The organism is Pseudomonas sp. NyZ480, from assembly GCF_029537255.1.
In the GTDB taxonomy this organism is placed as follows: Bacteria; Pseudomonadota; Gammaproteobacteria; order Pseudomonadales; family Pseudomonadaceae; genus Aquipseudomonas; species Aquipseudomonas taiwanensis.
Map to the genome: position 1 here is coordinate 4,574,434 of NZ_CP120626.1, position 12,072 is coordinate 4,586,505.

A 12,072-nucleotide genomic window follows, 5' to 3' on the forward strand; every position below is an offset into this window, starting at 1 on the left:
AAAACGCCCCTCGGGGCGTTTTTTTGTGTCTGCTCGCTGTGCCGCCTATACCGCCCTGCCCCTGTAGGAGCCGGCTCGCCGGTGATAGGGCCGGTTCAGGCGGCCGATCAGCCGCGGGCTTTATCGATGATCTCGATGTACTCCGGCGCATTGCGCTGGTCGGCGATCAACTCGACGAAGGTCTTGCCGTGCTCGTCCTTGCCGTCCAAGTCATGGCCGGCCTCGACGAAGAAACCGACAAAGCGCTCGAAATCGTCGACACGCAGACCACGATAGGCCTTGACCAGCTTGTGCAGCGACGGCGAGGTCACGCCATCGGCCGGCTCGAACTGAAGGAACGTCTTGACGTAGTCATCGCTGATCTCGTCACCAATCACCTGCTTCTTGTCTTTGCGCATTGCCGGCTCCAACTGGACCATCACGGGATTTCGAAGGCCGGCAGTTTACCCCCCTCAGGCGACAGGCCTCAACGCGTACGTACAGTGCCGGTGTGCAGGTCGGCCCAGACATGGCCGTTGGCGTAGGTCAGAAATTGCACGTAGACAGTTTCGTTACGCAGCAGGTCCATGACCACGCGATAATCGCTGACCGGGTAATTCAGGCTCAGCGTGCGGGTCTTTTCGTCGTACACCGGCTTCTTCAAACTCTTGCCGGCCTCACCGTCGAAGGTCAGCAGCACCTGGCCGATGGTCGCGCCCTTGCTCAGCGGCTTGCCCTTGAGGCGCATCTGCAGCGAGGCGGTGATCGGGATCGGTTGCTGGTCGGACTGACGTTGGGCTCCCACCACCACCGAGTAGTCGGTCACTTGCAGCAACTGCTGACCGGTCGGCGCTTCCTGGCGCAATGACAAGTCATCGGGTGGGAGAAACTGGCTGTGCAACGGTGCGGCGCAAAGCGGCAGGCTTACGACCAGCAACAGGGAAAGAATCGCACGCATGTGAGGCTCCTTGGCATGAAGGAGCACTCTAGCACGCCGGGTTTTGGCTGTACGGCCCTATTGCCGCGGATCGGCACCAGCACACGCCGGCGTCCTGGCTGGGCAGCACGCCTCAATCGAATTGCGCGATCATCCAGGCCAGGTATTGCGCCACGCCCTCGTCGCCTTCACGCGGCGCCCAGTGGGCATGCTCGCCTTCAGCCAAGGCCCGGTACGGCCCAGCCTTGCACTCGAACAGAATGCTGTCAGGCTCCAGTACGACCAGCCCGTGATAAAGCCCAGGCACAAGATCCACGCCCAGGCAGTCGCCACCGGCCTGCAGCACGCGCTTGTCGCATACCTGGCCGTCTTCATTGAAAATCAGCAGGCCCAGGCGCCCCTTGAGCACCAGCAGGGTTTCAGCCTTGTCGGCGCTCAGGTGCCGGTGCGGCGCGATGTAGGTGGAGGGCTGCAAGCCGACCGCCACCCGGTGGCACGGCTCATCCATTTCATGAAAGGTGTGATGATGCCGCTGGCGCGGCACCTCGGCGGCTGTGCTGGCCAGCCTGGCGAACAGCGTTTGGTCGATGAACTCAGGCCGGCGCATGCTTACAACCCCTTGACCGCGAAGATGCCGTTGGCGTTGCGCCAGTAGCCCTTGTAGTCCATACCATAGCCGAAGATGTAGCGATCGACGCATGGCAGGCCGACATAGTTGGCCTTGAGGTCCGGGCTGGCCTTGCGGTCGTGGTCCTTGTCGATCAGCACGGCAGTGTGTACCGAACGGGCGCCGGCATGCTTGCAGAAGTCGATGATGGCGCTGAGGGTGTGGCCTTCGTCGAGAATGTCATCGACGATCAACACGTCGCGGTCGATGAACGACACTTCCGGCTTGGCCTTCCAGAACAGCTCGCCACCGCTGGTTTGATTGCGGTAGCGGGTAGCGTGCAGGTAAGAGGCTTCGAGTGGGAACTGCAGGTGGGTCAGCAGCTTGCCGGCGAAGATCAGGCCACCGTTCATCACGCAGAAAACCACCGGGTTCTTGTCGTGCAGGTCCTTGCAGATCTGCTCGCCGACTTTGGCGATGGCCGCTTCGACCTCAGCTTCGTTGTACAGGCAGTCTGCTTCGCGCATGACTTGACGGATGTGCTCGAGATCAGCGGACATGGCGCTCTCCAGGGGGTGCATTTTGGAAAAGCGGGCAAAGGTACGCATCCGCTCGTCCCGAATCAAGCATTTATGGACTAACGTCCAGAATGACTGCACGACAGCACAGGCTGAATAGATTAATCTAGCGCGGTTTTTTTGCCCGCCTTTCGGAGCCCCCCTATGCCCACTCGTGAGATCCGCCATCCGCTGATCCGCCATAAGCTCGGCCTGATGCGCCGTGCCGATATCAGCACCAAGAATTTTCGCGAACTCGCCCAGGAAGTCGGCGCGCTTCTGACCTACGAAGCCACCCAGGACCTGCCGCTCGAAACCTACGAAATCGACGGTTGGTGTGGCAAGGTCCAAGTGGAAAAAATCGCCGGCAAGAAGATCACCGTGGTGCCAATCCTGCGGGCCGGTATCGGCATGCTCGACGGCGTGCTCAGCCTGATTCCGGGCGCCAAGGTCAGCGCCGTGGGCGTTGCGCGCAACGAAGAAACCCTCGAAGCGCACACTTACCTGGAAAAGCTCGCCCCGGACATCAACCAGCGCCTGGCCCTGATCATCGACCCGATGCTGGCCACCGGCGGCTCGATGGTCGCCACCATCGACCTGCTGAAGAAGGCCGGCTGCAAGGAAATCCGCGCCATGGTCCTGGTCGCCGCCCCAGAGGGCATCGAGGTGGTGGAAAAAGCCCACCCGGACGTCCAGATCTACACCGCGTCGATCGACCAGCACCTGAACGAGCACGGTTACATCGTTCCAGGCCTGGGCGACGCTGGCGACAAGATCTTCGGCACCAAGCAGAAGGACGCCTGACCATGCAGGACGGCTTCAACGACCCGCTCTGGCGCCAGGTCGTTTCGGGCGCGCAGATGCTCTTCGTGGCATTCGGCGCGCTGGTGCTGATGCCACTGATCACCGGCCTCGATCCGAACGTCGCGCTGTTCACCGCAGGCATCGGCACCTTGCTGTTCCAGTTGGTCACCGGTCGGCAAGTGCCGGTATTCCTGGCGTCGAGCTTTGCCTTCATCACCCCGATCATTCTCGCCAAGGGCCAGTTCGGCCTAGCCGAGACCATGGGCGGCGTGATGGCCGCAGGCTTCGTGTACACCTTCATGGGCCTGATGGTGAAGATCAAGGGCACCGGTTTCATCGACCGCATGCTGCCGCCTGTGGTCATCGGCCCGGTGATCATCTCCATTGGCCTGGCCATGGCCCCGATCGCCGCGAACATGGCCATGGGCAAGGCCGGTGACGGCAGTGTGCTGCTGCCGTACAAGACCGCCATGCTGATCTCCATGCCGGCACTGCTGACCACCCTGATCGTCGCCGTGTTCGGCAAGGGTATCTTCCGCCTGGTGCCGATCATCGCCGGTGTACTGGTGGGCTTCGCCCTGTCGTTCGCCTTCGGCGTGGTCGATACCGCCAAGATCGCCGCCGCGCCATGGCTGGAGCTGCCCAACTTCACCGCGCCCGCGTTCAACTGGCAGGCCATCCTGTTCATCGTGCCCGTGGCGTTGGCCCCGGCCATCGAACACATCGGCGGCGTGATCGCCGTCGGTAGCGTGACCGGTCGCGACTACCTGAAGAAGCCAGGTCTGCACCGCACCTTGCTGGGCGATGGCCTGGCGACCACCGCGGCCGGCCTGTTCGGTGGCCCGCCCAATACCACCTACGCCGAAGTGACTGGCGCGGTGATGCTGACCAAGAACTACAACCCGAAGATCATGACCTGGGCGGCGATCTTCGCCATCAGCCTGGCCTTCATCGGCAAGTTCGGCGCATTGCTGCAGAGCATTCCGGTTCCGGTGATGGGCGGCATTCTCTGCCTGTTGTTCGGCTCGATCGCGGCGGTAGGCATGAACACCATGATCCGCCACAAGATCGACCTGGCCGAGGCGCGCAACCTGGTGATCGTGTCGGTAACGCTGGTGTTCGGTATCGGCGGCGTGTTGATCGGCAGCGGCGACGGCCCGGACGACTGGGGCCTCAAGGGCATTGCCCTGTGCGCCATCGTGGCCATTGCGCTGAACCTGATTCTGCCGGGCAACGACAGCTGGAAGCACAAGAAACTGGACGACCAGTTGCCCTGAGTGACTGAGCCCCCATCGCCGGCAAGCCGGCTCCTACGGGAGCCGGTTCACGGCTGAGAGAGGGGGGCGCAAACGCCTTATACCTTCTCGCACATTCCCGCCAGCACCCTCACCCACTCCGGGTGGTCATTCAGGCAAGGCACCAGCACCAACTCCCCGCCCCCCGCCTCGACAAACTGCTCACTCCCCCGCTGGCCAATTTCCTCCAGCGTTTCAATGCAGTCGGCCACGAATGCCGGGCACATCACCAACAGCTTCCTCACACCGGCCTTGCCCAGTTCGTCCAGACGCGTTTCGGTGTAGGGCTCGATCCATTTGGCCCGCCCCAGGCGAGACTGGAACGACACTGACCATTTGCCATCCGGGAGGCCCATCCTGGCTGCAAACGCCTTGGCCGTGGCCAGGCACTGCCCGCGATAGCACACCGCGCGCATTTCGGCGCTGGCGTCCTTGCAGCAATCGGCGGCCTGGAAATCGTGCTGGCCGGTCGGATCGAGCTTTTTCAAATGGCGCTCTGGCAGGCCATGGAAACTCAGCAACAGGTGATCGTAGTCCTGCTGCAGATAAGGCTTGGCACTGGCCACCAGGGCGTCGATGTACTCGGGGTGATCGTAGAACGGTTGCAGCACACGCATCTGCAAGGGCAATTGCTTATCGGCAATCGTCTGGTTCGCCAGCGTCACCACGGTGGTGACCGTGCTGTCGGCAAACTGGGGATACAGTGGCGCCAGGGTAACCTTGCGCACCCCCTGTGCGGCCAATCGCGCCAGCACATCGGGCAATGCCGGCTCGCCGTAGCGCATGGCAATTTCAACGGGGCCGTGGGGCCAGTGCTCGACCATCGCCGCCTGCAAGCGTCGGGTCAGCATCACCAGAGGCGAACCCTCGTCCCACCAGATCGAGGCATAGGCATGGGCCGACTGCTCCGGGCGCTTGATCAGGATCAGCGATACCAGCAGACGCCGCACCGGCCACGGCAGGTCGATCACATAAGGGTCCATCAGGAACTGGTTGAGGTAACGGCGTACATCGGCCACCGAGGTGCTGGCGGGTGAACCCAGGTTGACCAGTAGCAGGGCGTGATCGGTCATGCAGCGTCCTATGTCAGAGGCGGCTGGACAGGCTGTCCAGCGCCGATTGCAGATCGTTGAAACGGAACGTGAAGCCCGCCGCCAGCAAGCGCGCTGGGCGGGCCCGTTGGCCGCCGAGCAGCAGGATCGACAACTCGCCCAGGCCTGCCTTCAGCAGCAGCCTGGGTACCGGCAGCACTGCTGGCCGGTGCAGGGTCCGGCCCAGACGCCTGGCGAACTCGCGGTTGCGCACAGGTTCAGGGGCGCAGGCATTATAAGGACCGCTAGCGTCCTTATGCTTCAACAGAAAATCAATCAAGGCGATTTCATCGTCTATGTGGACCCAGGGCATCCACTGCCGGCCATCGCCCAAAGGCCCGCCCAGGCCGAGTTTGAACGGCAGGCGCAGGCGCGACAAAAAGCCGCCATCGGCAGCCAGTACCAAGCCGGTTCGCACCAGCACCACACGTATGCCCAAGGCTTGGGCGCGCGATGCGGTTTCTTCCCAGGCGATGCACAGCTGGCTGGCGAAATCCTCACGCACAGGCGGCGAGGACTCGGTCAGCTCACGCTCACCGCCATCTCCGTACCACCCCACGGCGGACCCTGAAACCAGCACCTCGGGACGTTGTGCCCTGGCCTCGAGCCAGGCCAGCAATTGTTCGGTCAGGGTGACCCGGCTGGCCCAGAGCACGCTGCGCCGGCCCGCCGTCCAAGGTCGGTCCGCAATGGGCGCGCCGGCCAGATTGACCACCGCATCAAGCACTTCGTCGGCGGCCAGGTCTTCCAGCCGGGCTATCCCACGCACCCCACTGCCACACAACCTGGGCACTTGTTCGGGGCGGCGGCTCCAGACCGTGAGACGATGACCCTGGCTTGACCAGAGTTGGCACAGGTGCTGGCCAATCAAGCCGGTACCGCCTGTCAGCAATATATGCATGGCTGTGTCCTCGTGGAGTGCCGCTGTGGTCTATTTTTAAGATCAAGGCACTTTCCTGACCAGATGTTTGACCCAACGCTCTCGTTAAACATAGGCCACCCTGTTCCATGAAGCAGCATAACCTTATACAAAAATTATGCATTGTACAGGTTTGCCTGACAGCGTAGTCTGCGTAACAGCACGGTTCGAAGAGGCCATCATGACAGTACCAATCGCTATCATCGGTGCCGGCATAGCCGGCCTGTCCGCCGCCCAGGCCTTGCAGAAGGCCGGGCAGGCCGTCCATTTGTTCGACAAGGGCCATGGCAGTGGCGGTCGCATGGCCAGCAAACGCAGTGAGGCCGGTGCGCTCGATCTGGGCGCCCAGTACTTCACTGCCCGCGATCGACGCTTCGTCGAGCAGGTGCAACAGTGGGTCGCCAACGGCTGGGCCGCGCAATGGAAGCCGCAGTTGTACAACTACCGCGACGGCGAACTGACCCCCTCCCCCGACGAGCAGACCCGCTGGGTCGGCGTGCCTCGCATGAGCGCGATCACCCGTGGGCTACTCAAGGATGTGACAGTCAACTTCGGCTGCCGCATCGCCGAGGTCTTCCGTGGCAAACAGTTCTGGCACCTGCAGGACACCGAAGGCTGCAGCCATGGTCCCTACAGCCGCGTGGTCATCGCAGTGCCGGCGCCTCAGGCCACTCCGCTGCTTGCCGCTACGCCCAAGCTCGCCGCCGTCGCGGCAGGGGTGACGATGGAGCCGACCTGGGCCATTGCCCTGGGCTTCCAGACACCCTTGGACACCCCGATGCAAGGCTGCTTCGTCCAGGACAACCCGCTCGACTGGCTGGCCCGTAATCGCAGCAAGCCAGGACGGGACGGGCATCTCGATACTTGGGTCCTGCACGCCACCTCCACCTGGAGCAGACACCACATCGACCTGCACAAGGACGAAGTGATCGAACAACTGTTGGGAGAGTTCGCCGAATTGATCGGTTGCGTGGTGCCACCTCCGACGTTCTCCCTCGCCCACCGCTGGCTGTACGCGCGCCCAGCGGGCAATCACGAATGGGGCGCCCTGGCCGATGCCGACCAAGGCCTGTATGCCTGTGGCGATTGGTGCCTGTCCGGACGGGTCGAAGGTGCCTGGCTCAGTGGCCAGGAGGCCGCACGCCGCCTTCTGGAACACCTTGAGTAAGCGAGCGCTAAACCTATACAAAAAAACCAGGTTGCATAAATTTCTGGTTGTGCTGGAATAGCCTTGTACACACATTTATTTCTGTACAGGTCTCCGGAGACAACCATGCTCGAGCCTTCTGCCCACCGTAAGCCTCGAATCGGCATCAGCGCCTGCCTTACCGGGCACAACGTGCGTTACAACGGCGGGCACAAGGCGTCCGAATTGTGCCTCGGCCAGCTCGAACAGCACTTCGAATGGATGCCGGTGTGCCCTGAAGTGGCCATCGGCCTTGGCACTCCCCGAGACGCCATCCGTCTGGTGGGCGACCCCGAAAAGCCTGAAGTGGTCGGCACACGCAACCCCGGTACCGACCTGTCAGGGCCGCTGCGTGCCTACGGCGAGCAGATGGCCACTCAACTGCACGATATCTGCGGCTACATCTTCATGCAGAAGTCCCCCTCGTGCGGGCTGGAACGGGTCAAGGTCTATCAGGAGGCCGGGCACCCAGCGCGCAAAGGCGGGCGTGGCGCGTTCGCGGCGGCTTTCTGCGAACGGCGCCCAGACCTGCCGGTGGAGGAGGAAGGCCGCCTGCACGACCCGGTGCTGCGGGAAAACTTCATCAGCCGCGTCTACGCCTACGCCGATTGGCAACACCTGCTGGCCGAGGGCCTGAGCCGTGGTGCACTGATCCGCTTTCACTCGCGCTACAAGTACCTGCTGATGGCCAACAATCCCCAGGCCTATCGCGAGCTCGGCCGCCTGCTTGGCAACATGCGCAAGGACGACGACCCGTTGGTGATAGGGCCGCGTTACTTCAGCCTGCTCATGCAGGCCCTGCGTCGCTGTGCCAGCCGCGGCACCCATGGCAACGTCCTGCAGCACCTCACCGGCTACCTCAAGGACTCACTCAGTTCGCAGGACAAGGCCGAGTTGCAAACCATCATCGGCCAGTACCAGCAGGGCGTGATACCGCTGGTGGTACCCCTGACCCTGCTCAAGCACCATTTGCGCAAGCACCCGGATCCTTACTTGCTACAGCAGGCCTACCTGCAACCTCACCCCGAGGACCTGGGGCTGCGCAATGCCGTCTGAACTGCTACCCATCGGCGAGCTGGCTCGCCGCACCGGCGTAAACCCAGTCACCCTCCGGGCGTGGGAACGGCGCTATGGTCTGCTCAAGCCGCAGCGCACCAGCAAAGGCCACCGGCTGTATCCGCTGGACCAGCTGGCGCGCGTCGAGGCCATTCTTGCCTGGTTGGAACGCGGTGCATCGGTCGGCCAAGTACGCGAGCTGCTCGACCAGCCTGCCAACAGCGCGCCCCAGGGCGACTGGCAGGCCCGTCAGGAACACTTGATCGAGGCCGTCGCCAGCCTCTCGCAACGCGCACTCGACCAGCAACTGAACCAGGTGATGGCCCTCTACCCTGCCATCACCCTGTGCGAGCAGTTGCTGCTGCCCTTGCTCGACAGCCTCGCACAGCGCTGGCGCAGCTACTTCAACGCCCGCCTTGAGCAGGTGTTCTTCCACACCTGGCTGCGCAGCAAACTGGGCGCTCGGGTCTATCACGACAACCAGTTGCTGTCCGGCCCGCCAGTGCTGCTCGCCGAAGACAGCGAACGGCCTTTCGACATCAGCTTGTGGCTGTATGCCTGGCTCCTCAGCAGCAACGGCATCGCCGTGGAGGTGCTCGAATACCCCGTCAGCGGGCCAGAGTTGCAACGCGCCGTCGCCGCCCTGCGGCCCCGCGCACTGTTGCTGCACCTGGGCCCACGCGTCGACCTGAAAGCCCTGCACCGGACCCTGGCCGAAGTGGACGGGATGAAGTTGCTGGGCGGCTTGACCGTTGCCCTGCATACCCCACCGTTGCAGGCGCTGGATCTTGACCAGCTGTTTCTGTTCGATACCCCACAGGCGGCCCTGCGTTTGCTCCAACGCCAGGGCCGTCTGCCTGAAGAGTTGACCCTGCCATGCAATTGATCTGGCTGCGCACCGACCTGCGCGTTACCGACAACACTGCCTTGAGCGCCGCCTGTGAGCGCGGCCCCACCGTGGCCATCTGGCTGGCCAGTCCCGGCCAATGGCAGGACCACGACGATGCCCCCTGCAAGGTCGACTTCTGGCTGCGCAACCTGCGCACGCTGCGTCAGTCGCTGAAGGCCCTGAACATCCCGCTGCTGATCCGCACGGTCGAACGCTGGGACCAGGCCCCCGAGACCCTGCTCGCGGTCTGCAAGCAACTGCAGGTAGAAGCCGTGCACTGGAACGAGGAGTACGGCATCCACGAACACCGTCGCGACGAAGCAACGCGTCGCCTGCTGGAGCAATCCGGCATACAGGCGCACAGCTACCTCGACCAGTTGCTGTTGCGCCCCGGCACCGTCCTGACGCGCAGCGGCCAGTACTTCCAGGTGTTCGGCCAATTCAAGAAGGCCTGCTTCGAGCGGCTGCATCTGGGCCTGCCGGCACTGGCTGGCCGGGTGCAATGCCAGGCCCCGCTGAACATTCCGAGCGACCCGGTCCCGGAGCGGATCGAAGGTTTCGATACGCCAACCGATACCCTGCGAACGCTCTGGCCTGCGGGCGAGGATGAAGCACAGAAGCGGCTCCAGCGCTTTCTCGATGAAACCATCGAGAACTACCAGCACCTGCGCGACCTGCCAGCTGAGCCGGGCACCAGTCAACTGTCTGCCTATCTGGCCGCTGGCGTGATCTCGCCCCGCCAGTGCCTGCACGCTGCACTGGCCCACAACCGAGGCGAATTGGACAGTGGCAGCGCAGGTATACAGACCTGGATCAACGAGTTGCTGTGGCGGGAGTTCTATAAACACATCCTCAATGGTTATCCACAGGTCTCCCGACACCGTGCCTTCCGCGACCAGACCGAAGCCCTGCCATGGCGCGACGCCCCTGCCGACTTCAACGCCTGGAAGGAAGGCCGTACCGGTTTCCCGATCATCGATGCCGCCATGCGCCAACTGCTGGAAACCGGTTGGATGCACAACCGTCTGCGCATGATCGTCGCCATGTTCCTGAGCAAGAACCTACTGATCGACTGGCGCCTGGGCGAGCGGCACTTCATGCGCCACCTGATCGATGGCGACCTCGCCGCCAACAATGGGGGCTGGCAATGGAGCGCCTCCACCGGCACCGACTCGGTGCCGTACTTCCGTATCTTCAACCCGGTCTCCCAGTCGCAGCGCTTCGACCCCCAAGGGCGCTTCATCCGCCACTGGCTACCGGAATTGTCGGACCTGGGCGACGAAAGGGTTCATGAGCCGATGAAGGCGGCCGATCTTTTTGCTAATAAATCCTATCACCATCCAATCGTCGATCTCACAAGCAGTCGCCAGCGCGCCCTGGAAGCTTTCAAAGGCCTTCCGCGCAGGCAGGATCAGAGGGCAGCACATTGAACAACACACTGGATTTCTGGGTAACAGGCGCCAGTAATGGACTAGGGCTGGCCTTGGTGGAGCAGTTGCTGGAAGGCGGGCACCGCGTCGCCGCCAGTGGCAGGGACAGCGAAGCGCTGGATGGATTGGCAAAGCGGTACCCCCAACAGTTGCTGCGCGTACCAGGGCAATTGCCGCTGCTCGAGCAGGCTCAGGCAGCCGCGGCGTCGATCCTGCGCAACTGGGGGGGGCTGGACTGCCTGATCCTCAATGCCGGAACGTGCGACTACCTGGCCGATGACCTCCCTGAGGCCGAGCTGTTCGAAGCCATCGTCAGCACCAACCTGCACGCCAGCGAGCACTGCCTCACCAGCGCCCTGACCTTGCTGGTCAAGCGCGATGCGCCACAAGTAATGGCGTTGCTCAGCCGTTATTCCGCCCTTCAGTTGTACTCGCCGACACGCGTGCCCAGCGGCGCCAACAGCACCGCGCAGTGGCTGCGCGAACAGCGTCAAGAGCTGCAGATCCTTGGAGTCGGGTTGACGCTGGTGGCGCCGCAGGCCATGCAAAGCCCGGCATCATCGGCCCAGGCCATACCTGAGCAGTGGACGCCGGAGCGTACGGCCGATGAACTGATACGTCGGCTGCCTCAGCGTGAGCCTGAACTGGTGCTCGAAGCCCTGACGCTGAGCAACCTGTGGCCCTTGCCACGCTGAGGACACACGCCAGCATGGCCCCGCGGCGGGGCCGTGCTTACAGCGGCATGCGGTAATGCAAGCTGTAGCTTTCTACACCATCGTTGGGCTGCCTGATGCCCGCGTTGGAATAGTGAATGGCCCGGATACCCAACTCATGGCCACCGGCAAAGCGCAGGCCCACGCCGATGCGATCTTCGAACTGGAAGGACGAGCCAAGTTCGTTGCTTTCCAGCTCGGTGCTGGAGAACAACGCAACGCCAATACCGGCCTCGATGTAAGGCTTGACCGACTCCCCGGCGAACTCGTACACGAAGACAGGCGCAAACGACAGGCTGTGGTTGCTGGCGGTTTCGTCACCGTCCCAATAGCTGTAGGCCCCATCCCAGTAGCCCGTCAGCCTGCCCACGCGGGTTTGCCACCAACTGGCGTCCCAGTTCGATTGCAGCCCCAGGCGATAGACCTGTGTGGAGTCACCGGTCTGGCCCACCGAAAACGAAACATCGGCGGCCTGCGCCGTTACCACATGCCCCAGAATCCAGGCGGCAGCCGCCGCCACGCCAAGCCGTTTCTTCATGGGAAACTTCCTTCTTCCTGATGTGTTATGACTGTTCGCCTTGTGCCAGGCAAATAGTAGAAATCGGCGAT

At 62.9% G+C, this 12,072-nt stretch carries 14 protein-coding genes; 7 read left to right on the forward strand and 7 right to left on the reverse strand.

Annotated features, from left to right (window positions below; translation table 11 throughout):
- Window positions 1-107: 107 nt before the first annotated feature.
- The 4 genes from P3R38_RS20955 to P3R38_RS20970 form a co-directional block, all read right to left on the reverse strand.
- Window positions 108-398: a PA4642 family protein gene (locus tag P3R38_RS20955; protein WP_023382336.1), complete on the reverse strand. Its 291-nt coding sequence runs from the start codon at window positions 396-398 to the stop codon at window positions 108-110.
- A gap of 68 nt (window positions 399-466) precedes the next feature.
- A complete protein-coding gene (locus P3R38_RS20960; protein WP_023382337.1) occupies window positions 467-937 on the reverse strand; it encodes a hypothetical protein in 471 nt (156 codons plus the stop codon).
- A gap of 112 nt (window positions 938-1,049) precedes the next feature.
- Entirely contained in the window at window positions 1,050-1,523 is a 474-nt protein-coding gene (locus P3R38_RS20965) for a WbuC family cupin fold metalloprotein (RefSeq protein ID WP_023382338.1), read from the reverse strand.
- Window positions 1,524-1,525: 2 nt separating this feature from the next.
- Window positions 1,526-2,083, reverse strand: coding sequence for a hypoxanthine-guanine phosphoribosyltransferase (locus P3R38_RS20970; protein WP_023382339.1), 558 nt, complete (start codon window positions 2,081-2,083; stop codon window positions 1,526-1,528).
- 162 nt (window positions 2,084-2,245) lie between these two features.
- On the opposite strand from P3R38_RS20970, the gene upp reads away from it, so the two are divergent.
- Window positions 2,246-2,884: a uracil phosphoribosyltransferase gene (gene upp, locus P3R38_RS20975; RefSeq protein WP_023382340.1), complete on the forward strand. Its 639-nt coding sequence runs from the start codon at window positions 2,246-2,248 to the stop codon at window positions 2,882-2,884.
- A 2-nt stretch (window positions 2,885-2,886) separates the two neighbouring features.
- Window positions 2,887-4,161, forward strand: coding sequence for a uracil-xanthine permease family protein (locus tag P3R38_RS20980; protein ID WP_023382341.1), 1,275 nt, complete (start codon window positions 2,887-2,889; stop codon window positions 4,159-4,161).
- Window positions 4,162-4,238: 77 nt separating this feature from the next.
- On the opposite strand, the gene hemH is transcribed toward P3R38_RS20980, so the two are convergent.
- Window positions 4,239-5,252: a ferrochelatase gene (hemH, locus tag P3R38_RS20985; protein ID WP_277686569.1), complete on the reverse strand. Its 1,014-nt coding sequence runs from the start codon at window positions 5,250-5,252 to the stop codon at window positions 4,239-4,241.
- A gap of 13 nt (window positions 5,253-5,265) precedes the next feature.
- Window positions 5,266-6,171, reverse strand: coding sequence for a TIGR01777 family oxidoreductase (locus P3R38_RS20990; RefSeq protein ID WP_023382343.1), 906 nt, complete (start codon window positions 6,169-6,171; stop codon window positions 5,266-5,268).
- A 199-nt stretch (window positions 6,172-6,370) separates the two neighbouring features.
- Here P3R38_RS20990 and P3R38_RS20995 point away from each other — a divergent pair, with 199 nt between their 5' ends.
- The 5 genes from P3R38_RS20995 (at window position 6,371) to P3R38_RS21015 (ending at window position 11,445) form a co-directional block, all read left to right on the forward strand.
- Window positions 6,371-7,357 carry an NAD(P)/FAD-dependent oxidoreductase gene (locus P3R38_RS20995; RefSeq protein WP_023382345.1) on the forward strand — a complete coding sequence of 329 codons (987 nt, stop codon included), beginning with the start codon at window positions 6,371-6,373 and terminating at the stop codon, window positions 7,355-7,357.
- Between the two features lie 105 nt (window positions 7,358-7,462).
- Window positions 7,463-8,431 (forward strand): DUF523 and DUF1722 domain-containing protein, encoded by a 969-nt coding sequence (locus P3R38_RS21000; protein WP_277686570.1) that lies wholly within the window; start codon window positions 7,463-7,465, stop codon window positions 8,429-8,431.
- Entirely contained in the window at window positions 8,421-9,317 is an 897-nt protein-coding gene (locus P3R38_RS21005) for a MerR family transcriptional regulator (RefSeq protein ID WP_023382347.1), read from the forward strand. Before P3R38_RS21000 ends, P3R38_RS21005 begins: the two co-directional genes overlap by 11 nt.
- Window positions 9,308-10,750 carry a deoxyribodipyrimidine photo-lyase gene (gene phrB, locus P3R38_RS21010; protein WP_023382348.1) on the forward strand — a complete coding sequence of 481 codons (1,443 nt, stop codon included), beginning with the start codon at window positions 9,308-9,310 and terminating at the stop codon, window positions 10,748-10,750. The genes P3R38_RS21005 and phrB overlap by 10 nt, the downstream gene beginning before the upstream one ends.
- Window positions 10,747-11,445, forward strand: coding sequence for an SDR family oxidoreductase (locus P3R38_RS21015; protein ID WP_023382349.1), 699 nt, complete (start codon window positions 10,747-10,749; stop codon window positions 11,443-11,445). Before phrB ends, P3R38_RS21015 begins: the two co-directional genes overlap by 4 nt.
- 37 nt (window positions 11,446-11,482) lie before the next feature.
- Here the strand turns inward: P3R38_RS21015 and P3R38_RS21020 are convergent, their stop codons facing one another.
- Window positions 11,483-12,001 (reverse strand): acyloxyacyl hydrolase, encoded by a 519-nt coding sequence (locus P3R38_RS21020; protein ID WP_023382350.1) that lies wholly within the window; start codon window positions 11,999-12,001, stop codon window positions 11,483-11,485.
- Window positions 12,002-12,072: the final 71 nt, after the last annotated feature.